19 protein-coding genes are annotated in these 21,313 nt (G+C 71.3%); 12 read left to right on the top strand and 7 right to left on the bottom strand.

The features are described from left to right. Nucleotides 1–4 precede the first annotated feature (4 nt). The 8 genes from ICG51_RS08325 to ICG51_RS08290 all read left to right on the top strand — a co-directional run bounded on the left by ICG51_RS08325 (nucleotide 5) and on the right by ICG51_RS08290 (nucleotide 8,606). The gene (locus tag ICG51_RS08325; protein WP_223809404.1) at nucleotides 5–583 is read left to right on the top strand and encodes a phage holin family protein; all 579 of its coding nucleotides are present in this window, start codon (nucleotides 5–7) and stop codon (nucleotides 581–583) included. A 10-nt stretch (nucleotides 584–593) separates the two neighbouring features. Further along, nucleotides 594–947, top strand: a complete 354-nt coding sequence (locus ICG51_RS08320) for a hypothetical protein (protein WP_190279930.1) — start codon at nucleotides 594–596, stop codon at nucleotides 945–947. Further along, on the top strand, nucleotides 944–2,056 hold the full coding sequence (locus tag ICG51_RS08315) for an AI-2E family transporter (RefSeq protein ID WP_190279929.1): 1,113 nt from the start codon (nucleotides 944–946) through the stop codon (nucleotides 2,054–2,056). Before ICG51_RS08320 ends, ICG51_RS08315 begins: the two co-directional genes overlap by 4 nt. A gap of 61 nt (nucleotides 2,057–2,117) precedes the next feature. After that, a complete protein-coding gene (locus tag ICG51_RS08310) occupies nucleotides 2,118–2,831 on the top strand; it encodes an HAD-IA family hydrolase (RefSeq protein WP_190279928.1) in 714 nt (237 codons plus the stop codon). Further along, nucleotides 2,828–4,201, top strand: a complete 1,374-nt coding sequence (locus ICG51_RS08305; protein WP_190279927.1) for a leucyl aminopeptidase family protein — start codon at nucleotides 2,828–2,830, stop codon at nucleotides 4,199–4,201. The genes ICG51_RS08310 and ICG51_RS08305 overlap by 4 nt, the downstream gene beginning before the upstream one ends. 125 nt (nucleotides 4,202–4,326) lie before the next feature. Further along, entirely contained in the window at nucleotides 4,327–5,415 is a 1,089-nt protein-coding gene (locus ICG51_RS08300; RefSeq protein ID WP_190279926.1) for a catalase family peroxidase, read from the top strand. Beyond that, complete coding sequence (locus ICG51_RS08295; RefSeq protein WP_190279925.1) at nucleotides 5,412–5,963, top strand: cytochrome b/b6 domain-containing protein; 552 nt, start codon at nucleotides 5,412–5,414, stop codon at nucleotides 5,961–5,963. Before ICG51_RS08300 ends, ICG51_RS08295 begins: the two co-directional genes overlap by 4 nt. A gap of 60 nt (nucleotides 5,964–6,023) precedes the next feature. Further along, nucleotides 6,024–8,606, top strand: a complete 2,583-nt coding sequence (locus ICG51_RS08290; protein WP_190279924.1) for an EAL domain-containing protein — start codon at nucleotides 6,024–6,026, stop codon at nucleotides 8,604–8,606. Between the two features lie 7 nt (nucleotides 8,607–8,613). Here ICG51_RS08290 and ICG51_RS08285 read toward each other — a convergent pair whose 3' ends face one another. The 4 genes from ICG51_RS08285 to ICG51_RS08270 all read right to left on the bottom strand — a co-directional run bounded on the left by ICG51_RS08285 (nucleotide 8,614) and on the right by ICG51_RS08270 (nucleotide 12,263). Continuing rightward, a complete protein-coding gene (locus ICG51_RS08285; RefSeq protein WP_190279923.1) occupies nucleotides 8,614–9,216 on the bottom strand; it encodes a response regulator transcription factor in 603 nt (200 codons plus the stop codon). Nucleotides 9,217–9,359: 143 nt separating this feature from the next. Beyond that, nucleotides 9,360–10,538, bottom strand: a complete 1,179-nt coding sequence (locus ICG51_RS08280; protein WP_190279922.1) for a sensor histidine kinase — start codon at nucleotides 10,536–10,538, stop codon at nucleotides 9,360–9,362. Nucleotides 10,539–10,587: 49 nt separating this feature from the next. Then, complete coding sequence (locus ICG51_RS08275) at nucleotides 10,588–11,355, bottom strand: ABC transporter permease (protein WP_190279921.1); 768 nt, start codon at nucleotides 11,353–11,355, stop codon at nucleotides 10,588–10,590. Further along, nucleotides 11,355–12,263, bottom strand: a complete 909-nt coding sequence (locus ICG51_RS08270; RefSeq protein WP_190279920.1) for an ABC transporter ATP-binding protein — start codon at nucleotides 12,261–12,263, stop codon at nucleotides 11,355–11,357. Before ICG51_RS08270 ends, ICG51_RS08275 begins: the two co-directional genes overlap by 1 nt. 296 nt (nucleotides 12,264–12,559) lie before the next feature. On the opposite strand from ICG51_RS08270, the gene ICG51_RS08265 reads away from it, so the two are divergent. From ICG51_RS08265 to ICG51_RS08250, 4 genes are all read left to right on the top strand, one after another. Next, on the top strand, nucleotides 12,560–13,810 hold the full coding sequence (locus ICG51_RS08265) for an efflux RND transporter periplasmic adaptor subunit (protein ID WP_190279919.1): 1,251 nt from the start codon (nucleotides 12,560–12,562) through the stop codon (nucleotides 13,808–13,810). A gap of 66 nt (nucleotides 13,811–13,876) precedes the next feature. Beyond that, nucleotides 13,877–14,566 carry an ABC transporter ATP-binding protein gene (locus ICG51_RS08260; protein WP_190279918.1) on the top strand — a complete coding sequence of 230 codons (690 nt, stop codon included), beginning with the start codon at nucleotides 13,877–13,879 and terminating at the stop codon, nucleotides 14,564–14,566. Nucleotides 14,567–14,580: 14 nt separating this feature from the next. Beyond that, entirely contained in the window at nucleotides 14,581–15,738 is a 1,158-nt protein-coding gene (locus tag ICG51_RS08255; protein ID WP_190279917.1) for an ABC transporter permease, read from the top strand. Between the two features lie 12 nt (nucleotides 15,739–15,750). After that, nucleotides 15,751–17,067, top strand: coding sequence for an ABC transporter permease (locus ICG51_RS08250; protein ID WP_190279916.1), 1,317 nt, complete (start codon nucleotides 15,751–15,753; stop codon nucleotides 17,065–17,067). 10 nt (nucleotides 17,068–17,077) lie between these two features. Here the strand turns inward: ICG51_RS08250 and rarD are convergent, their stop codons facing one another. From rarD to ICG51_RS08235, 3 genes are all read right to left on the bottom strand, one after another. Then, a complete protein-coding gene (gene rarD, locus ICG51_RS08245; protein ID WP_190279915.1) occupies nucleotides 17,078–18,019 on the bottom strand; it encodes an EamA family transporter RarD in 942 nt (313 codons plus the stop codon). Continuing rightward, entirely contained in the window at nucleotides 18,016–18,930 is a 915-nt protein-coding gene (gene yedA / locus ICG51_RS08240) for a drug/metabolite exporter YedA (RefSeq protein WP_190279914.1), read from the bottom strand. The genes rarD and yedA overlap by 4 nt, the downstream gene beginning before the upstream one ends. A 76-nt stretch (nucleotides 18,931–19,006) precedes the next feature. Beyond that, nucleotides 19,007–21,190: a carboxy terminal-processing peptidase gene (locus ICG51_RS08235; protein ID WP_190279913.1), complete on the bottom strand. Its 2,184-nt coding sequence runs from the start codon at nucleotides 21,188–21,190 to the stop codon at nucleotides 19,007–19,009. Nucleotides 21,191–21,313 lie beyond the last annotated feature (123 nt).

Here is a 21,313-nt window from a genome sequence, read left to right as displayed (position 1 = left end):
AACCATGCATGCCAACGAGGACGCCCCGCAGGCCCCGCCGCGGGGCGCGCCGGCGAGTGACGCGCCGGCTGCGGACGCACCCGGCATCGAAGAGACCCTGCGCGGCCTGCGTGACGAGGGGCGTGCCGGGCTGAAGGCGGCCGGCGATGCCGCCAAGGCGCTGCGCATCCTGCTGGCCGCGGACATCTCGCTGGCGCGCAGCGCATTCGGCCGCACCCTGGCCTTCACCGGCGTCGCGATCGCCTTTGGCGCCTCCGCCTGGCTGCTGCTGATGGCGGCGATGGTGGCAGCGATGCAGGTGGCCGGCCTGTCATGGATGCTGGCGCTGCTGATCGCGGCCGCGCTCAGCATCGGCGCAACCGTGGCGGCGACCTGGGCGGCCATCCACTATTTCGAACACACCCGCATGAAGGCCACGCGCCGCCAGCTGGCAAGGCTCGGCATTGGCGAACTGGCGGACTTCATGCCCGATGCCGGTGGCGTGCAGTCCAGCGAGGCCGCCGCCGAACGGGTGGCCGAAGCCGAAGCACAGACCGGCGCTCCGCCCAAGAAGGGCCTGGGCATCGACGTCACGCCACCATAAGGGAACCGCGATGGGATTCGACGCCCTGCTCACCAAGGTCAAACAGGCGGAAGAAGCGCTGGAGGCCCGCGAACGCGAGGCCGTGGGTCGCTGGCAGCAGTTCAGCCACAGCTGGCGCGCGGCCTGGACGCCGGGCCGGATCGTGGTGGTGGGCCTGGTCAGCGGTTTCGTCGCCGGGCGGACCCAACCCATGGTGGTCGGTGGCGGCGGCGGCCTGCTGGCGCTGGTGCGCACGTTCGCTCCGCTGCTGGCCGGCCTGCAGGCAGGCGCCCAGACCGCCGAGGCGGCGAAGGAAGAGGTACACGAGGAAGTGCATGACGCCGTGCGCCAGGCCACCGCCGCGCCGCCGCAGGGGCTGCCATGAGCGTGGCCGATCCCGCAGCGGCCACGCCGCCTGCGGCAACCGCCGAACCCACCCCGATTGCGCCCAGGCCGCGCGGCCCGCTGTCGCTGGTGGTGCTGGCGATCCTGGCGGTGGGTTACACGCTGTGGGCCACCCAAGACCTGGTGCTGCCGGTGCTGCTGGCGATGTTTTTCGCCCTCATCGGCAACCCCATCATCCGCCTGCTGCAGCGCATGCGGGTGCCGCGCTTCCTGGCCGCGCTGGCGGTCCTGTGCGGCGGCATCGCGCTGACCATCCTGCTGGGGTTGCAGCTGGTGCAGCCGGCCAGCGACTGGGTGCGCGAGGCCCCGCGCGAGCTGCGCACGCTGACGCCGAAGCTGCAGAAGCTCACCAAGCCGGTGCAGGAAGCCAACAAGGCCGCCGAGAACATCGCCCGTGTGGCCGGCGGCGAAAGCACCGCCAAGCCGGTGCAGGTGGTGCGCACCGAGGTCAACGACCCGTACAAGTCGCTGACCGCGACGCCGATGATGGTGGCCTCGGTACTGGCGGTGGTGCTGCTGACCTTCTTCTTCATGGTCTACGGCCAGGACCTGCAGCGCCATGCGATCGCGCTGCTGCCGGACCGGCAGAAGAAGAAACTGACAGTGGAGATCCTGCACGCGATCGAGATCGAGATCAGCCGCTACGTGCTCACCATCAGCGCGATCAATGCGGTGGTGGGCCTGGCCTTCGCCGGCTGCCTGGCGTTCTTCCTCGACATGCCGCTGGACGAGGCGCTGCTGTGGGGCACGATGGCGATGCTGCTCAATTTCGCGCCCTACGTCGGCCCGCTGATCGGCATCGTGCTGATGCTGCTGATGGGCTTCTCCAGCTACGAAGAACCGCTGCGCGCGCTGCTGCCGGCGGCGATCTACCTGGGCCTGCACACGCTGGAAGGGCAGATCGTCACCCCGATCATCCTGGGCCGGCGGATGGCGCTGTCGCCGCTGGTGCTGATCCTGGCGCTGATGGTGTTCGGCTGGCTGTGGGGCATCATCGGCCTGCTGCTGGCGGTGCCGATGCTGGTCTGCGTGAAGATCCTGCTGGCGCGCGTGGAGGGCATGGACGGCTGGGCCCGGCTGCTCGAGTAGGCCGGCGCCACGCAGGGCCACGCAGGACGCGCGCGCTGACCGGCCGGCCTACAATGGCGGCGTGAACCTCCCTATCCGCGCCATCACCTTCGATCTCGACGACACCCTGTGGCCGTTCGCCCCGATCGGGGAGCGCATCGAAACCGCCCTGCACGCCTGGTTCGCCGAGCACAGCCCGCGCACCGCCGAGCGTTTCCCGATCAGCGAAATGCGCGCGTTGCGCGAGCGGGTGTTCAGCGAGTTCCCGCAGCACGCGCACGACCTCGGCCTGCTGCGCCGGCTGACCATCGAGCGCGCACTGCACGAGAGCGGCGACGACCCGGCGCTGGCCAGTGCGGCGTACGCGATCTTCTTCCAGGAGCGCAACCGGGTGGACTTCTACCCCGACGCGCACGAGGGCCTGCAGCGCATCGCCGCGCACCTGCCGATTGCCGCGTTGACCAACGGCAACGCCGACCTGGCCGCGATCGGCATCGCCAGCCTGTTCCGCTTCCAGCTGGGCGCGCGCGAATACGGCGCGGCCAAGCCGGATGCCGGCCTGTTCCATGAAGCCTGCCGCCGGCTGGGCTGCGCGCCCGGCGAAGTCCTGCACGTCGGCGACCATCCGCACATGGACGTGGCCGGCGCCGCCAACGCCGGCCTGCGCAGCTGCTGGATCGACCGCGGCGACCACGCCTGGCCGGAACCGCTGGCGCGCGCCGACCTGCACATTCCCACCCTGACCGCGCTGGCCGACTGGCTGGACGCGGGCGCCCTGTTCGAGAACGCCGCATGAGCCTGCCCGCCGGCTTCACCGCCACCGCCGATGCCCCGCTGCCGCTGCACGCCGTGCGCAAGGCCGACTTCGCCAGCTGGTGCGCGGCGCAGCCCGCGCCGGTGCAGGCGTGGCTGGCCGCGCAGCGCTTCGACGGCAGCGCCGGCGGCGCGCAGGCCTGGGCGGATGCCGATGGCCGCGTGGCCGGCGCGGTGCTGGGCCTCGAGGATGCGCACGACCCGCTGGCGTGGGCGCACGCGCCGCGCGCGCTGCCGGCCGGCGACTGGCAGCTGGCCGGCGAGTTCGATGCCGGAGCGCGCCGCGCCCTGCAGCTGGGCTGGGGCCTGGGCCTGTACCGCTTCAGCCGCTACAAGCAGGGGCCGGCCAACGGCAGCCGGCTGGTCGGCAAGTTCGACGCGGAAACCTTCGACCTGCTGGCCGCCTGCGTGCGCGTGCGCGATCTGGTCAACACGCCCACCGAGCACATGGGCCCGGACGAACTGGAAGCCACCGCGCGCGCGATCGCGCAGGCGCACGGCGCCAGCATCGCGGCCATTGCCGGCGATGACCTGCTGGCGCAGAACTACCCGGCCATCCACGCGGTGGGCCGCGCGTCGCATCGCGCGCCGCGCATCATCGAACTGACCTGGGGCGACGCGTCGCGTCCGCACGTGGTGATCTGCGGCAAGGGCGTGTGCTTCGACACCGGCGGGCTGGACCTCAAGGCCGCCGCCGGCATGCGCAACATGAAGAAGGACATGGGCGGCGCCGCGCACGCACTGGCGCTGGCCGAACTGGTGATGGCGCGCAAGCTGCCGCTGCGGATCACCCTGCTGGTGGCCGCGGTGGAAAATGCGGTAGGACCGAATGCGTTCCGGCCCGGCGAAGTGATCGCCACCCGCAAGGGCGTGAGCGTGGAGATCGACAACACCGATGCCGAAGGCCGACTGGTGCTGTGCGATGCGCTGACCCGCGCCTGCGAACTGCAACCCGACCTGCTGCTGGACTTCGCCACTCTGACCGGCGCCGCGCGCATCGCGCTGGGCCCGGACCTGCCGGCGCTGTACGCCAACGACGAGGCGCTGGCCAACGACTGGCTCAACGCCGGCGTGATGGCGCGCGATCCGCTGTGGCGGATGCCGCTGTGGCGCCCCTACCTGCGCTACCTCACCAGCGGCATCGCCGACCTGGCCAACGCCAGCAACACCACCATGGCCGGCAGCGTGACCGCGGCACTGTACCTGGAGCGCTTCGTCGACGAGGGCGTGCGCTGGGGCCACGTCGACGTGTACGCGTGGAATGATGGCGACCGCCCCGGCAAGCCGGCCGGTGGCGAGGCGCAGGGCCTGCGCGCCGCCTACGCGATGCTGAAGGCGCGCGCCACGGGCTGATCGGGCGGCGCCATCGCATCGCCCGCCGCAAAGCGTTGGCGGATCGCCGTTGTCGTGCCGGCGGCGTGCGGCATGCATCCGTTCCGGCGTTCGCTGCGTAGGACGTGCGACGTTCCGGAGTCGCGATGTCCACACCCCCTGCCACGCCCCGCAAACGCCTGCCGCTGGCGCCGCTGGCCGCCATCGCCGCGGTGGTGGCCTTGGCCGGCATCGGCTTCCTGTACGTCGCCGGCCGCCTGGGCGACACCCCGCCCTCCGCGCGCACGCTGGTCGGCGCGATCGAGGCCGCCGCCGGCCCGCACCCCGGCTACCGCCGCGCGCACAGCCGCGGCGTCTGCGTCGGCGGCTGGTTCGAGGGCACGGCCGACGGCGCCGCGCTCTCGTCGGCGCGGGTGTTCGCGCAGGACCGCGTGCCGGTGCTGGGCCGGCTGTCGATCGGCGGCGGCGATCCGCATGGCGCCGAGGCCGGCGCACGCGTGCGCAGCCTGGCCCTGCAGCTGCGCAGCGACGACGGCGCGGACTGGCGGCTGGCGATGAACAGCTTCCCGTTCTTCGCCGTACCCAGCGCCGAGGCCTTCCTCGAGCAGACCCGCGCGCAGATCCCCGACCCGGCCACCGGCAAGCCGGACCCGGCGCGGATGGCCGCGGTGCTGGCGAAATATCCCAGCGCGCGCGCCTTCCGCGACTGGGCGGCCAGCGCGCCGTGGCCGAACAGCTGGGCCAATACGACCTACAACGGCATCCACACCTTCGTGTTCGTCGCGCCCGACGGCCGCCGCCAGCCGCTGCGCTGGTCGCTGCGCCCGCGCGTGCCGCTGGTGGCGATGGACGCCGCCGCGCGCGCCGCGGCCACGCCGGACTACCTGGCCGCGGAGTTCGCGCGCCGGCTGGCCGCCGGCCCGGTGGCCTGGGACCTGGTGGCGACGCTGCCGGCACCCGGCGACGCGCTGGACGACCCCTCGCAGCTGTGGCCGGCGGCGCGTCCCACCCGCACGCTGGGCACGCTGTGGCTGGACACGATGGCGGCGCAGGCACAAGGCGTCTGCCGCGACGTCAACTTCGATCCCACCGTGCTGCCGCCCGGCATCGAGCGCTCCGACGATCCCATCCTGGCCGCGCGCGCGGCGGTGTATGCGCACTCGTTCAACCGCCGCGAGCGCGAGATCGCCCGCGGCCAGGCGCCGGAGGCCACCGGCCAGGAAGGCCCGCGATGAACCCCGCCGCGCGCTTCGTTCCGCTCGCCCGCCTGCTGCACTGGCTGATGGCGGCGCTGCTGCTGTCCCAGCTGCTGATCGGCGTGGCGATGATGGCCTCGCTGGTCCTGCGGCCGCCGCTGATCGCGCTGCACCGTCCGCTGGGCCTGGCCCTGCTGGTGCTGGTGCTGGTGCGGCTGTGGGTGCGCCGCCGCCATCCGCCGCCGGCGCTGCCGGCCGACCTGCCCCGCTGGCAGGCCGCCGCCGCACGCGCCTCGCACCTGCTGCTGTACGCGCTGATGCTGGTGCTGCCACTGCTGGGCTGGGCGCTGAGCTCGGCCGCGGGCAATGTGGTGGTGGTGCCCGGCGACGTCGCGCTGCCGGCGATCGCGCCGCACGACCCCGTACTGTACGCGTGGCTGCGCGCTGCCCACGGCCTGCTGGCTTGGCTGCTGCTGGCGACCGTGCTGGGCCACGTGGCGGCCGCGCTGCACCACGCGTGGATCCGCCGCGACGGCGTGTTCGAGGCCATGACGTGGGGGCGCCGGCCGCCGCCGGGGACCGGCTGACTCACGCGGCATTGGCGGACCGGCGCGCTATCCTGCGGCCGTCTTCCGGGGATCGCGACGATGCGCGCACGCACCGCCTGGTTCGTCCTGTCTGCACTGCTGATCACCGCCTGCGCATGGTGGGGCGTCAGCTTCCTGCGCGGTGACGATGCCAACGCCGCGCAGACGCTGCGGGTGGGGCTGTACGAGAACGCGCCGAAGGTCTATCGCGACAAGGACGGCCACCCGGCCGGGCTGTTCGTGGAACTGCTCGATGCGATCGCCCGCAAACAGGGCTGGCGCGTGCAGTACGTGCCCTGTGAATGGTCGGACTGCCTTGCGCGGCTGGAAGCGGGCGAGCTGGACCTGATGCCCGACGTGGCCTACACGCCCGAACGCGGGCGCCTGTTCGAGTTCCACGCCGTGCCGGTGGCGCATTCCTGGTCGCAGGTCTACAAGCATCGCGGACTGGTGGTGCGGGCGTTCCCCGACCTGGCCGACCTGCGGGTGGCGCTGCTGCGCGGCAGCGTGCAGGAAGAAGAGCTGCGCCACCTGCTGCGCGAACTCGGGGTCCGCTGGAGCATGGTGGAAGCCGACAGCTACGGGCAGGCGTTCGCCGCGGTCCGCGACGGACGCGCCGACGTGGCGATCGCCAACAACTTCTTCGGTGCACGCGCGGCACGCAGCTTCGGGCTCGAGGAAACCGCGATCCTGTTCAATCCCGCCACGCTCTATTTCGCGGCGCCCAAAGGCCGGCACGCCGCGGAGCTGGCGCGCATCGACCACTGGCTGCGGGCCTGGCAGCAGTCGCCGGACTCGGTGTATTTCGAAGCGATGCGCCACGCGATGATGCCGCCGCCACTGACGGTGACACCGCGCTGGCTGCCGGCTGCGCTGGCCGTTGCCGCTGCGCTGGTGCTGGCGCTGCTGGCGTTCAGCCTGATCCTTCGCTGGCGGGTGCGTGCCGCGACCGTGGACGCCACCGCGGCGCGCAACCGGCTGGAGCTGGTGCTGGAGGTCAGCCCGGTGGCGCTGTTCCTGCTGCGCGAAGCGGATGGCGAACTGGCGGTGGAATGGGCCAGTCCGAACGTGCCGCGGCTGTATGGGATGCTCGCGGAGGAAGTGCTGGCCCCGGGCCGCTGGAGGCAACACGTGCACCCGGACGACCTGCCCACGCTGGAGCCGGCCCTCGACCACCTGCGCCGCCACCCGACGCTGACCCGCGAGTACCGCGTGGTCGACAACACCGGCGTCATCCACCACGTGCATGAAGTGCTGCGTACGCTGCCCGTCCCGGCCGGACAACCGCTGCGCGCGCTCTCCACCTGGACCGATGTATCGGAAGCGAAGGCGCACGCCGCCGAGCTCAGCCACCTGGCCCACCACGACAGCCTGACCGGGCTACCCAACCGGCGCCTGCTGCAGTTGTTCCTGGAGGATGCGACGCAGGCGGGTCGGCGCTTCGCGGTGGTGGCGCTGGACCTGGACCGGCTGCGCGGCGTCAACGACACCCTCGGCCACTCGCTGGGCGACCAGGCGCTGCGCGCCGCCACCCAGCGGCTGCAGGCGCGGCTGCCCGCGGGAGGTTTCCTCGCGCGGCTGGGTGGCGACGAGTTCGCCGCGGTGCTGCCGGGCGCGACCGCGGATGATGCCGACGCTTTCGCGCTCGACGTGCTGGAAGCGTTCACCCGTCCGCTGCTGGGCGGGACCACGCCGACCGTGCTGACCATCAGCGTGGGCATCGCACTGGCGCCGACCGACGGCGACAACGCCGATACTCTGCTGCGCCACGCCGAGCTGGCGCTCTACGAGGCCAAGCGGCTGGGCACCGGACGCCGCCAGTTCTTCCAGCCGGCGCTGTCCACCGGCGCGGCGCAACGGCTGGCGCTGGAGACGGGCCTGCGCATGGCGCTGCCGCGCCAGCAGTTCCGCCTGCACTACCAGCCGCAGCTGGACCTGCACGACGGCGCGCTGGCCGGGGTGGAGGCGCTGTTGCGCTGGGAGCATCCGGAGCTCGGCACGATCCCGCCGGTGCAGTTCATCCCGGTGGCCGAGGAAACCGGGCAGATCGAGGAGATCGGCCAATGGGTGCTGCTGGAAGCCTGCCGCCAGCTGCGCGCCTGGGACGACGCCGGGCTGGGCATCCACGGGATGTCGGTCAACTGCTCGGTGCAGCAGCTCGACGCCGACCGGCTGCCGGCGCAGGTGGCGGCGATCCTGGCCGCGACCGGGATCGCCGCGGACCGGCTGGAACTGGAGATCACCGAGTCGGTGCTGATGCGCGACCCCGAACACGCCATCGTGGTGCTGCAGGCGCTGAAGGCGCAGGGCGTGCGGCTGGCGATCGACGATTTCGGCACCGGCTATTCCAGCCTCGCCTACCTGCGCCGGCTGCCGCTGACCCGGCTGAAGATCGACCGCGCCTTCGTCAGCGGCATCGGCAACGATCCCGGCGACGAGGAGATCTGCCGCACGGTGATCGCGCTGGCCCGCAACCTCGGTCTGGAAACACTGGCCGAAGGCGTGGAGCACGCGCACGAGGCGGCGTTCCTGCGCGAGGGCGGCTGCACCCTGGCGCAAGGCTTCCACTACGCCCGGGCGCTGCCGCCGGAGGCACTCGTGGCATGGGTCAGCGCGCACCGGCGGCAGCCGCGCCGGGGCTGAGCGGGGGCTACAGCCAGCCTTTCTGGCGCGCCAGCCGGTAGGCCTCGATGCGGTTGCCGACGCCGAGCTTGCCGATCGCCTCGGACAGGTAGTTGCGCACGGTGCCGTGCGAGAGGTTCAGGCGCTGCGCGATTTCGCCGGCGGACAGGCCCTCGCCGGCCAGCCGCAGCGCCTGGCGCTCGCGGTCGCTGAGCGGATCGGCTTCGCCCCAAGCCTCCAGCGCCAGCTGCGGGTCGATGGCGCGGCCGCCGCGGTGGACCTGGCGCAGCGCCTCGGCCAGCTGTTCGGCCTGGGCGTCCTTGAGCAGGTAGCCGCGCACGCCGGCATCCAGCGCGCGGCGCAGGAAGCCGGCGCGGGCGAAGGTGGTGATGACCACCACCTGCACCGGCAGCGCGTGGCGCTGGATCCGCTGCGCCAGCTCCAGCCCGGTCAGGCCGGGCATCTCGATGTCGGTGAGCAGCACGTCGGGCTTGAGCCGCTGCAGCTCGCGCCAGGCCGACTCGCCGTCGGCGGCGCTGGCCACCACTTCGATATCGGACTCCATGCCCAGCAGCGCGGTCAGCGCTCCGCGCAGCAGGGCCTGGTCTTCGGCGAGGAGGACTCGGATCATGGCGCGGGACCTTAGCAGATCGCGCCGAGCCCGGCCGCGGCGCCATCCTCCCTTGTAGGCGCACACCGCAGGGGCGCGAACGCTGTCGCGGCAACCTGCGAACAGCAATCGCGCCCTTTCAGTGCGCCCCTGCAGGCGCAGCCTCAGGGCGCGGCTGGCAGGTCGTCGTTCGCCGCCAGCGGCACCCGCGCTTCGATACAGGTGCCCTGCCTGGCACCGGCGTCGACGCGCAGGCGCCCGCGCAGCGCCTCGATGCGTTCACGCATGCCGGCCAGGCCGTTGCCCGGCACCAGTGCGCCGCCGCGGCCGTCGTCCTCGACCCGCAGCACCGCCTCGCCCGCCTCCACGCCGAAACGCACCTGCGCGCGGCGCGCGCGCGCGTGGCGCTGGATGTTGGTGGCGGCCTCGCGCACGGTCATCGCCAACGCCGACTCCACCGCGGCCGGCAGCCCGGCGCCGGAGAAGCCGTCGTCGAGGCGGTACTCGAAGGCCACCCCGTCGGTTTCCAGCAGCAGCTTGGCCGAGGCCAGCTCGGCGGCGATGCCGGCCGCGCGGATCCCGCTGACCGCGCCGCGCACCTGCGCCAGCGCCTCGCGCGCAACCCGGCTGACTTCGGCGATCTCCACCTGCGCTGCCGCCGGGTCGCGCGCCAGCAGGCGGCCGGCCAGGTCCGATTTCAACGCCACCATCGACAGGGTGTGGCCCAGCAGGTCGTGCAGGTCGCGACCGATGCGCTCGCGTTCGGCCAGCGCCGCCAGCCGCCGCACCTCCTCGTGCGAGAGCTTGAGCGCGGCATCGCGCTGGCGGTTGATCCGCTCCACCAGGGTGATGACGCCGATGATCGCGGTGACCGCCGGCATCCATATCAGCGAGATCCACGGGTAGCCGATGTAGCGCGCATAGACGATCAGCGCGGCATTGCAGGCCGCGAGCCAGACCATGTAGCGCAGCAGCGATCCCTTGCAGCGCGGCTGCAGCATCACGCAGCCGAACACGAAGTAGCTGAGCCCCGATGGATACCAGCGCAGCAGCGCGAAACACAGCCCCAGCATGCCCAGCGCAGCCAGCTGGGCGCGCCGCTCGGACGCGGTCACGCTGACATGGAACAGCAGCAGGAACAGCGGGAACGAAAGCAGTGTCAGCAGCAGCCAGCGCAGGGTGTAGCCGTAGACGCCGCCGGAGAACGCCGGGGTGATGAACACCCAGATCGTCCACACCAGGTGGATGTGATGGGTCCACGCCGACCGGCCCAGGCGCAGGTCCTGCGCCACCAGCGAATCCGGCGCGGGCTGCGGCCAGCGCGCGGGCAGGGCGAACTTCATGGGCGGCTCCGTGGACGCGGTGCGCGGATCATGGCATGCCCCGGCGGCGTCATTCCGCCAGCGCCAGCCGGCGCTGCGCCAGCGCGAAGAACGCCGCGGTGAAACCCGCCAGCGCCAGCAGGTGCAACCAGACCGGCTGGCCGGCATCGAAACCGACCACCTTCAGCGCCAGCTGGCCGAGGTGGTAGGCCGGCCAGACCACCGCCAGCTTGGCCAGCAGCGGCGGCAGCATGGTCAGCGGCAGCCACAGCCCGGACAGGAACGACATCGGCAGGTACAGCCCGTTGAGCAGCGCCGGCGCGGCGCTGCCGCTCATCCGCGTGCCCACGTACAGGCCGATCGCCGCAAACGGCAGCACGCCGGCGACATTCACCGCCGCCAGCGCCAGCCATTGCAGCGGCGCCAAGGACACCCCCGCCACCAGCGCGGCCAGCAGCGCCATCAGAAGCGAGATGAGCGCGGCAAACAGCATCGCCATCGCCATCCGCGCCAGCAGCAGCGCGCCGGGCGGCGCGGGCAGCACGCGCTTGAGCCGCAGGAAGCCGCGCTCGCGATCCAGCGCGATGGTGACGCCGAAACCGAACAGGCCCGCGCCGGCCACGCCGAAAACGCCGTAGGTGGCCAGCAGGTACTGCGCGGTCGCCGCGCTGTGCTGCCTGTTCAACACCACCGCGAACAGCACATAGAACATCAGCGGGAAGGCGGTGACCGGGATGCAGAAGCCGGGGTCGCGCAGCATGCGCAGGCATTCGCAGCGCGCTTCCAGCAGGTAGCTGCGCAGCGCGGCGCGATGCAGGGTGGGGAGCACGGCAGCCATCACGCGGCCTCCTGTTGCGGGGTACGGGTGAGTTCGAGGAAGGCATCGGCCAGGCCGGCGCGCTGCACCTCGAGGTCGTGCAGGCGGTCGTCGGCGGCCAGCAGCCGGCGCACCACCGGTTCCGCGGCATCGGCGACGATGCGCAGCAGCTCGCCATCGCGCTCGGCCTGGCGCACGCCCGGCCAGCGTGCCACCGCGTCGGCATCCAGCGCCGACACGCAGCGGATGCGGCGCTGGGCCACGTGTGCTCGGATCGCCGCCACGCTGCCCTGCGCCAGCATGCGGCCGCGGTCGATCACCGCGACATTGTCGGCCAGCGCTTCGGCTTCCTCGAGGTAGTGCGTGGTCAGCAGCACCGCGCTGCCGCCGGCGACCAACTCGCGGACCGCGCGCCAGATGCCCTGCCGCGCGTCGATGTCGAGGCCTGTGGTCGGCTCGTCCAGGCACAGCAGGCGCGGGCGCCCGCAGATCGCCAGAGCGAACTGCACGCGCCGCTGCTGGCCGCCGGACAACTGCCGGTACGGACGCTCCATCAGCCCGTCCAGTCCCGCCAGCGCCACGCAGTCGGCCACGCTGCGCGGGTCGCGGTAGTAACTGCGCACCAGCGCCAGCACCTCGCCCACGCGCAGGCGGTCGGGAATGCCGGCGCCCTGCAGCATCGCGCCGGTGCCCAGGCGCGCCGCGCGCGAGCTGGGCGGACGGCCGAACACCGAGACTTCGCCCGCGTCCGCGGCGAGCAGCCCCAACAGCAGGTTCACCGCGGTGCTCTTGCCAGCGCCGTTGGCACCCAGCAACGACGTCACCTGGCCCGCGTGCAGCGACAGGTCCAGTCCATCCAGCGCCTGCGTGCCGCCGTATCGCTTGCTCGCGCCGCGCAACCGCGCCACCACCGCTTGTCCATCCGGCATCGGGATTCCTCCGTGTTCGATGGCGGCATGCTCCGACGTCGGCGCGGCGCGTGACATCCGCAGCCGTCAGCCGAATCACATGACAACCATCACCTGACCGGCACCGCCGCGCCCGGTAGCCTGCGCTTCGCTGGATCGGCGCATGCAACGCGCCGGCGGCAGGCCCGGCACCGGCGGACAAACCGCCTGTAAAGGAAACTTGACACGATAGATCGCATGTATGAAGGTGGCGGCCAGGATCCCATTGCGGCTGTGCCGCGTCCGTCCGCCACCCATCCCCTTCCCCTCCCGTGCCCATGAATACTTCCGCCGACCTGCTCAATTCCCTGAAGATCGACCGCAGCGCGCCACCCCCGCCGCCCTCGCGCAAGGGGTTGTGGATCGGGCTGGCGGTGGTCGGCGTGGCGGTGCTGGCGGCAGCGGGCGTGTTCGCGCTGCGCGGCGGCAAGGGCGTGGAAGTCAGCGTGGCCGAGGCCACCGCGATCGGCGGCGCCGGCGCGGGCAACGCCTCGGTGCTGGATGCCACCGGCTACGTGGTGGCGCGGCGGATGGCCACGGTCTCCGCCAAGGTCACCGGACGCGTGCGCGAGGTGCTGATCGAGGAAGGCCAGAAGGTCGAGGAAGGCCAGGTGCTGGCGCGGCTGGACCCGGTGGATGCGCAGGCGCAGCGCGCGCTGTCGGAATCGCAGCTGGCCGCTTCGCAAAGCCAGATCGCCAGCGTACAGGCGCAGCTGAAGGAAGCCGAAGCCAACGCCGCGCGGCTGTCCACGCTGGTGGCGCAGAAGCTGGTGTCGCGCGCGCAGTTCGAGCAGGCGGTGGCCACGCGCGATGCCCTGCGCGCGCAGCTGGCCACCACCCAGCGCAACGCGCAGGTGGCGCGCGACGGGCTGCGCATCGCCGACAACGGCGTGGACAACACCATCGTGCGCGCGCCGTTCGCGGGGGTGGTGATCGCCAAGTCGGCGCAGCCGGGCGAGATCGTCTCGCCGCTGTCGGCCGGCGGCGGCTTCACCCGCACCGGCATCGGCACCATCGTCGACATGGCCTCGCTGGAAGTGGAGGTGGAAGTCGGCGAGGCCTTCATCGGCCGGGTCAAGCCGGGCATGCGCACCGAGACCATCCTCAACGCCTACCAGGACTGGAAGATCCCCGGCCGGGTGATCGCCATCATCCCCGCCGCCGACCGCGGCAAGGCCACGGTGAAGGTGCGCGTGGGGCTGGATGCCAAGGGCGATCCGCGGATCGTGCCCGACATGGGCGCGCGGGTCGGCTTCCTGGAGGACGCGAAACCCGCGCAGGCCGATGCCAAGCCCGGCGTGCTGGTGCCGGCCGCCGCCATCGCCCAGCGCGGCGACAGGGACGTGGCGTTCGTGGTCAACGGCGGCATGGCCAGCCTGCGCAAGCTGACCCTGGGCCGCACCCTAGGCGAGGACCGCGAGGTGCTGGCCGGCGTGGCCGGCGGCGAGCAGGTCGTGCTGGACCCGCCGGAAACGCTGGCGGACGGCGCGCGGGTGACGGTGGCGCCTGCCGCAGCCAGCGACGAATAACCCATGCGAAGCGCGGTCGCTCCCGCAGGTGCGGGACCGGCGCAACAGACAAACGGAGAACCCTCGATGTCGATCCTCGTCAGCACCCGCAACCTGCACAAGACCTACCAGCGCGGCCCGGAAACGGTGGACGTGCTGCGCGGCATCGACCTCGACATCGCCGGCGGCGACTTCGTGGCGCTGATGGGCCCGTCCGGCTCCGGCAAGACCACGCTGCTCAACCTGATCGGCGGGCTGGATTCGCCCACCTCCGGCAGCATCGAGATCGCCGGCCAGCACATCGAGAAGCTGGGCTCCGGGCAGCTGGCGCAGTGGCGCAGCAACCACGTCGGCTTCGTGTTCCAGTTCTACAACCTGATGCCCACGCTGACCGCGCAGAAGAACGTGGAGCTGCCGCTGCTGCTGACCCGGCTGTCGGCCGCGCAGCGCCGCCAGAACGCCGCCATCGCACTGGAGCTGGTGGGGCTGAAGGACCGCGGCAAGCACCGTCCGAACGAACTCTCCGGCGGCCAGCAGCAGCGCGTGGCGATCGCCCGCGCGATCGTCTCCGACCCCACCCTGCTGATCTGCGACGAGCCCACCGGCGACCTCGACCGCGCTTCGGCGGAAGAGATCCTCGGCCTGTTGCAGGAGCTCAACCGCAGCCACGGCAAGACCATCGTGATGGTCACCCACGACCCCAAGGCCGCCGAGTACGCCACGCATACGCTGCACCTCGACAAGGGCAACCTGGTCGAGCAGACCGTGCACGCCTGAGCCGGAGGCCAGCCATGAAGTATTTCCATCTCGTCTGGGCCGCGCTCTCACGCAGCAAGACCCGTACCCTGCTCACCCTGCTGTCGGTGGTGGCGGCGTTCCTGCTGTTCGGGATGCTGGATTCGGTGCGCGTGGCGTTCAATTCCGGCGGCAGCGTGGCCGGCGCCAACCGCATGGTGACGATGTCGCGGCTGTCGATCACGCAGATGCTGCCGTACAGCCTGGATGCGCAGATCCGCGCGGTGCCCGGGGTCAGGAACGCCGCGTACGCGGCCTGGTTCGGCGGCATCTACCGCGACCCGAAGAATTTCTTCGCCAACTTCAGCGTCAGCCCGGAATACCTGGACCTGTACCCGGAGTTCAAGCTCCCGCCCGCGCAGAAGCAGGCGTGGCTGGCCGACCGCCGCGGCGCGGTGGTGGGCAAGGCGCTAGCCGACCGCTTCGGCTGGAAGGTTGGCGACACCATCCCGCTGCAGGCGACCATCTTTCCGACCCGCGGCAGCAACGACTGGTCGTTCACCCTGCGCGGGATCTACCGCATCGAAGACCCCAAGCTGAAGGGCCAGGAACAGGCGATGTTCTTCCACTGGAAGTACTTCGACGAAGCCAATGACTACGTGAAGGGCCGGGTGGGCTGGTGGATCGTGGAGCCAGCCGGCGCCGATGCCGCCGACCGCGTGGCCAAGGCCATCGACCGGCTCAGCGAGAACTCCGACCACGAGACCAAGACCCAGAGCGAGGCCGCGTTCAACCAGAGCTTCGCCAAGCAGTTCGCCGACATCGGCCTGATCGTCACCGCGATCATGGGCGCGGTGTTCTTCACCCTGCTGCTGCTGACCGGCAACACCATGGCGCAGGCGGTGCGCGAGCGCATCCCCGAGCTGGCGGTGCTGAAGACCATCGGCTTCTCCAACCGCAGCGTGCTGTGGCTGGTGCTGGGCGAATCCGTGCTGCTGGTGGTGCTGGGCGGGCTGCTGGGCATGGGCCTGGCCGCCGCCATCGTGCCGGCGGTGGGCGCCGCCAGCGGCGGAATGGTGCAGCTGCCGGGCCTGCTGGCGCAGACCTGGGGCACGGGGCTGGCGCTGATGCTCGGCATCGGCCTGCTGGTGGGATTGCTGCCGGCGCTGCGCGGCATGCGCTTGAACATCGTCGATGCGCTGGCCGGTCGATAACGGGATCACGACATGAAACGACTCAAGGGATTCTTCTCCAGCCTCGCCATCGTGCTGCTGCTGGCCATCGGGCTGGGCATCTGGATCGCGCTGCCGTGGTTTGCGGTACTGGCGATCGCCGCCGCCATCGCGCTGTGGCTGTACACCACCCGCAGCGGCCGGCTGGCGCGCGAGGCCACGAAGATAGGCCTGGCCGGGCTGCCGCAGCGCTGGGGCGCCTCCAGCGTGATTGTCATCGGCATTGCCGGCGTGGTCGGCGTGCTGGTGGCGATGCTGGCGATGGGCGAGGGCTTCAAGGCCACGCTCGATCGCACCGGCGACGACACCACCGCGATCCTGCTGCGCGCCGGCTCGCAGGCCGAGACCAACTCGGTCATCACCCGCGACCAGGCGCCGCTGGTGTCCGCCCTGCCCGGCATCGCCCGCGGCGCCGATGGCAAGCCGCTGGCCTCGCCCGAGCTGTCGCAGGTGGTCAACCTGCCGACCATGGCCGACGGCACCGACGCCAACGTGCAGTTCCGCGGCGTCGGCCCGGCCGGCTGGGCGATCCGCCCGCAGCTGAAGATCGTCGAGGGCCGCAGGTTCAATCCCGGCCTGCGTGAAATCGTCATCGGCAAGGGCGCGCAGCGGCAGTTCCGCGGCCTGCAAGTGGGCCGCCAGCTGAAGCTGGCCAACCAGATGTGGACGGTAGTGGGCGTGTTCGAGTCGAAGGATTCGCACGAATCCGAACTGTGGACCGACGCCGACGTGCTCGGCCCGGCCTACCAGCGCAGCGCGTTCCAGTCGATGACGGTGAAGCTGGACGGCAAGTCCGGCTTCAAGCAGCTCAAGGCCGCGCTGGCCGGCGACCCGCGGCTGAAGCTGGACGTGGACACCACGCGCAACTACTACGGCAAGCAGTCGGAAGGACTGACCAAGCTGATCCGCATCCTCGGCTCGGTGATCGGCGCGATCATGGCGATCGGCGCGGTATTCGGCGCGCTCAACAGCATGTACGCGGCGGTGGCCGGGCGCGCCCGCGAGATCGCCACCCTGCGCGCGCTGGGCTTCCGCAGCGTGCCGGTGGTGACGGCGGTGATGCTGGAAACCATGCTGCTGGCGCTGCTGGGCGGGTTGCTGGGCGCGGCCATCGCGTGGATCGTGTTCAACGGCTACACGGTCAGCACGCTGGGGCAGAACTTCAGCCAGGTGGTGTTCCAGTTCAAGGTCAGTCCGGAACTGGCGTGGACCGGGCTGAAGTGGGCGCTGGGGATCGGTCTGGTCGGCGGCCTGTTCCCGGCGCTGCGCGCCGCGCGGCTGCCGGTCACGGAAGCGCTGCGGTCGGCCTGACCGCGGCGCTTCAGGCCAGTTCGGCCAGCGCCGCCTCGCGCATGCGCCGGCTGTTGCGCAGGCCGTCGACCACGAACACCGCCAGCGCCAGCCAGATGCAGGCGAAGCCGACCAGGCGGGCGCGGTCGAACGGCTCGGCGAACACGAACACGCCGATCAGGAACTGCAGGGTCGGCGCGATGTATTGCAGGATGCCGACGCTGGTCAGCGAGATCCTGCGCACCGCGTAGGCGAAGCCGACCAGCGGCAGGGCGGTGACCAGCCCCGACAGCACCAGCAGCAGGTTGGCAGTCATGCCGTAGCCGGGCCCGTCGCCAAGCGCGAGGAAGCCGCCGGTGCCGTGGAATTCGCTCCACAGCAGCCAGCCCAGCACCGGCAGGAACAGGTAGGCGCTCTCCACTCCCAGCCCGGCCACCGAATCCACATGCGCCAGCTTGCGCAGCACGCCGTAGATGCCGAACGACAGCGCCAGGGTCAGCGCGATCCACGGGAAGCTGCCGTACTGGACGGTGAGCCACAGCACCCCGGCGAAGGCGATCGCCACCGACGCCCACTGCAGCGGGCGCAGCCGTTCGCGCAGGAATAGCACGCCGATCAACACGTTGAGCAACGGGTTGATGAAATAGCCCAGCGCGGTCTCGACCACGTGGCCGGCATTGACCGCCCAGATGTACAGGCCCCAGTTGCAGGAAATCAGCACGCCGCTCAGCAGCAGCATCCACCACAGCCGCGGATGCCCGGCCAGCACCGCGCGGAACCAGTGGCGGCCATCGCGCCAGAACAGGAACGCCCCCACCATCAGCGCGCTCCACACCACCCGATGCAGCACGATCTGCAGCGACGGCACCGCCTTCAGCAGGTGCCAGTACAGCGGCGCCAGGCCCCACAGGACGAAGGTGCCCACCGCCACCCAGGTGCCGCGCGCGGCATCGGCCCTCCCGGCCGCGCTCACGCCGCGTCCCCGACCGCCGGCCGCGGCTTGGCCGTGCGCGCGAAGGTGATGGTGACCACGCCGAGCAGGATCACTCCCATCGCCACCGACTCGCGCATGCCGAAGCGCTCGTGCGCCAGCAGCGCGCCCAGCACCACGGCAATCGCCGGATTGACGTAGGCATAGCTGGTCGCCAGCGCCGGCCGCACGTGGTGCAGCAGCCAGATATAGGCCGAGAAGCCGACCAGCGAGCCCATCACCACCAGGTACCAGAACGCACCGATCGCATGCGTGGTTGGCAGGCCGTGGAAGCGCTCGCCCAGCGCACCGCCGAGCAGGCACATCGCCACGCCGCCGCACAGCATCTGACCGGCCGAGGTCATGAACGGCGACGGCAGGTCGCGGCCCTTGCTCCAGATCGAACCGTACGACCACGCCACCGACGCGAGCAGCAGCGCGACCAGCCCCGCCGGGGTGGCGGACAGGCTGCCGCCGGCGCTCAGCCACAGCACGCCGAGGAAACCGATGCACAGCCCGGTCCACTCCATCGCGTTGGGCCGGTGCCCGCGCACCGCCGAGAACACGCCCATCCACAGCGCCGACGAGGACACGATCACCGCGGTCATCCCCGACGAGACGCTCTGCTCGCCGAAGTTCACCAGCCCGTTGCCCATCAGCAGCAGCAGCACGCCCATCACCGCCAGGTTGCGCCACTGCGCGCGGGTGGGCGCGGGCACGCCGCGCCAGCGCAGGAAAGCGAACATCAGCCCGCCTGCGATCAGGAAGCGGACGCCGCCCAGCAGGAACGGCGGGAAGCCGCCCTCCAGTGCGAAGCGGATGGCAAGGTAGGTGGAACCCCAAATGACATACACCGCCGCCAGCGCCAGCGCGACGCGGGCGGCGGGCGCCGCGGGAACGGGGGAAGCAGGCATCGGCTGGACCTTCAGACAGCGGCGGGCACCCGAAGGTGCCCGCCAGGAACCACAGGAGAAACGCGTGCGCGCCGGGTCAGTCGGCCCAGTGCCCCGCACCGTTGCGGGTGACCGGCAGCACCTGCGCCGCCAGCGCCGCGTCCTTGCCTAGCAGCGCCACCGCATCGGCCAGGATCGCCGCGGACTCGCGCAGCAGCGGATCGGTCGCCTTCTTCGCCGCCTCTTCGCGCGCCACCGATTCGGCGACGTTGCGCTCGTCGGCCGCCAGGCCGTCGTCCGCGCGCGCATCCAGCAGCGGGTCCAGCTCGATGCCCAGGCGCTTGCGCGCTTCGGCACGCTGCTTGCGCTGCGCATCGAAACGGTCACGCTCGGCGCGGCGCTCGGCCTCGTTGAGCGAGATCGACTTCTTCGCCTGCTCCTCGCGGAAGCGGCGCACGTCCTCGGCCCACCACTGGAACTCCACGTCCTTGGCCGAACGCGCCTGGTGGCGCGCCTGCAGCTGGCCCAGCAACGGCGCGAAATTGCCGTAACGGGCGTGCGGCGCAGCGGCGATGCGGGTCCACGGCAGCGCGTTGGGATAGGTGCTCTCGCCGAACTCCGCGGCATCCACGCTGGCCGGGAACGCGACGTCCGGCGCCACGCCCTTGTTCTGGGTGCTGCTGCCGTCGGGGCGGAAGAACTGCGCCACGGTCAGCTTGACCTCGCCGAAGCGCGGCTTCTCGTTGGCCGGCCAGCGGTCCAGGTCGACCATGGTCTGCACGGTGCCCTTGCCGAAGGTGGTCTCGCCGATCACCAGCCCGCGCCCGTAGTCCTTGATCGCACCGGCCACGATTTCCGAAGCCGAAGCCGAACCGCGGTTGATCAGCACCGCCAGCGGGCCGTCCCAAGCCACGCCCGCGTCCTGGTCGTACTGCACGTTGACCCGGCCGCCGGACTCGCGCACCTGCACCACCGGACCCTTGTCGATGAACAGGCCGGTCAGCTCCACCGCCTCGGTCAGCGAACCGCCGCCGTTGCCGCGCAGGTCCAGCACCACGCCATCGACCTTCTGCGCACGGAAGTCGACCAGCATCTTCGCCACGTCGCGGGTGGCCGAAGCGTAGTTGGCCTCGTTGCGGCGCCGCGCCTCGAAATCCTGGTAGAAGCCCGGCAGCTTGATCACGCCGATCCGGCGTGCTGGCGCGCCGGCGTCGGCAGGCACCACGATGGTTTCTGCCTTGGCGCGGGCGTCCTCCAGCCGCACCTTGGCGCGGGTCAGCCGCAGCGTCTGCGGCTTGCTGTCCAGCGGCGCCTCCGCCGGCACCGTGTCCAGCCGCACCTGCGTGTCGGCCGCGCCGCGGATCAGCGCCACCACGTCATCGATGCGCCAGCCGATCACGTCCTTCATCTCGCCTGCGCTGCCCTGACCGACGCCGACGATGCGGTCGCCGGGCTTGAGCCGGCCACTGCGCGCCGCCGGCCCACCGGGAACGATCTCACGCACCACCACCACATCGTCCTGGCGGAACAGCACCGCGCCAATGCCTTCCAGCGAATTGGACATCGACAGGTTGAAGTTCTCCGCGCTGCGCGGGGTCATGTAGTCGGTATGCGGATCGATGCTGCCGGCATAGGCGTTGAGGAAGCTCTGGAACACTTCCTCGCCCTTCAGTTCGTTCACGCTGGTCAGCAGGTTGGCGTAGCGCTTGTCCAGCGTCTTGCGGATCTCGTCGGCGGGCTTGCCGGCCAGCTTCAGTCGCAGCCAGTCATTCTTCACCGACTGCCGCCACAGCGTGTCCAGCGCCGCCGGTTCCGCCCACGGCGCGTCCTCGCGGTCGTACTGGTAGCGCTCGTCCTTCGTGAAATCGAACTCGCCCTTGAGCAGCCCGCGCGCATAAGCGATGCGGTCCTCGACGCGGCGCCGGTAGGTGCCGAAGATCGTCCACGCAGGGTCCACCTGGCCGCTCTTGATCGCATCGTCCAGGGTGGTGGCGTAGCGCTGGAAGCCGGCCACGTCCTGCGCGGTCAGGAACACCTTGCCGGGGTCGAGCGTCTTCAGGTATTCGGTGAGGATCTCGCGCGAGAGCGCGTCGTCCAGCGCGCGCGGCCGGTAGGCGTAGCGGCTGTCGGACAGCAGCCCGTGGACCATGCGCGCGGTGGTGGACTGGTCCTGGGTGGGGCCGGACGACAGCGCGATGTCGCTGCTGCCGGCCAGCAGGGCCAGCGGCGTGGCCAGCGCCACGGCGATGGACAGAAAGATCAGGGGGCGGTTGCGGATCATCTGGATTCCGCGGCGTGGGGCCGCTGTGGGAGGTACACGGGCAGGATGGCGAAGGTTTCGACCCCGCAACAGTGCTGGAAGTTGCACTACTGCGTTCCATCCCACTGTACCTGCCCGGCTGCG

Origin of the sequence: Thermomonas sp. XSG (assembly GCF_014678725.1) — a bacterium.
Taxonomy (GTDB): domain Bacteria; phylum Pseudomonadota; class Gammaproteobacteria; order Xanthomonadales; family Xanthomonadaceae; genus Thermomonas.
Note: the sequence above shows the minus strand (reverse complement) of the source record. Positions and strands in the feature narration are given on the sequence as shown.

What these genes read in the sequence shown, in the direction of transcription:
- ICG51_RS08325 (WP_223809404.1), top strand. Translation starts at nt 5, where the DNA reads ATGCATGCCAACGAGGACGCCCCGCAGGCCCCGCCGCGGGGCGCGCCG.
- ICG51_RS08320 (WP_190279930.1), top strand. Translation starts at nt 594, where the DNA reads ATGGGATTCGACGCCCTGCTCACCAAGGTCAAACAGGCGGAAGAAGCG.
- ICG51_RS08315 (WP_190279929.1), top strand. Translation starts at nt 944, where the DNA reads ATGAGCGTGGCCGATCCCGCAGCGGCCACGCCGCCTGCGGCAACCGCC.
- ICG51_RS08305 (WP_190279927.1), top strand. Translation starts at nt 2,828, where the DNA reads ATGAGCCTGCCCGCCGGCTTCACCGCCACCGCCGATGCCCCGCTGCCG.
- ICG51_RS08300 (WP_190279926.1), top strand. Translation starts at nt 4,327, where the DNA reads ATGTCCACACCCCCTGCCACGCCCCGCAAACGCCTGCCGCTGGCGCCG.
- ICG51_RS08295 (WP_190279925.1), top strand. Translation starts at nt 5,412, where the DNA reads ATGAACCCCGCCGCGCGCTTCGTTCCGCTCGCCCGCCTGCTGCACTGG.
- ICG51_RS08290 (WP_190279924.1), top strand. Translation starts at nt 6,024, where the DNA reads ATGCGCGCACGCACCGCCTGGTTCGTCCTGTCTGCACTGCTGATCACC.
- ICG51_RS08285 (WP_190279923.1), bottom strand. Translation starts at nt 9,216, where the DNA reads ATGATCCGAGTCCTCCTCGCCGAAGACCAGGCCCTGCTGCGCGGAGCG.
- ICG51_RS08280 (WP_190279922.1), bottom strand. Translation starts at nt 10,538, where the DNA reads ATGAAGTTCGCCCTGCCCGCGCGCTGGCCGCAGCCCGCGCCGGATTCG.
- ICG51_RS08275 (WP_190279921.1), bottom strand. Translation starts at nt 11,355, where the DNA reads ATGGCTGCCGTGCTCCCCACCCTGCATCGCGCCGCGCTGCGCAGCTAC.
- ICG51_RS08270 (WP_190279920.1), bottom strand. Translation starts at nt 12,263, where the DNA reads ATGCCGGATGGACAAGCGGTGGTGGCGCGGTTGCGCGGCGCGAGCAAG.
- ICG51_RS08265 (WP_190279919.1), top strand. Translation starts at nt 12,560, where the DNA reads ATGAATACTTCCGCCGACCTGCTCAATTCCCTGAAGATCGACCGCAGC.
- ICG51_RS08260 (WP_190279918.1), top strand. Translation starts at nt 13,877, where the DNA reads ATGTCGATCCTCGTCAGCACCCGCAACCTGCACAAGACCTACCAGCGC.
- ICG51_RS08255 (WP_190279917.1), top strand. Translation starts at nt 14,581, where the DNA reads ATGAAGTATTTCCATCTCGTCTGGGCCGCGCTCTCACGCAGCAAGACC.
- ICG51_RS08250 (WP_190279916.1), top strand. Translation starts at nt 15,751, where the DNA reads ATGAAACGACTCAAGGGATTCTTCTCCAGCCTCGCCATCGTGCTGCTG.
- yedA (WP_190279914.1), bottom strand. Translation starts at nt 18,930, where the DNA reads ATGCCTGCTTCCCCCGTTCCCGCGGCGCCCGCCGCCCGCGTCGCGCTG.
- ICG51_RS08235 (WP_190279913.1), bottom strand. Translation starts at nt 21,190, where the DNA reads ATGATCCGCAACCGCCCCCTGATCTTTCTGTCCATCGCCGTGGCGCTG.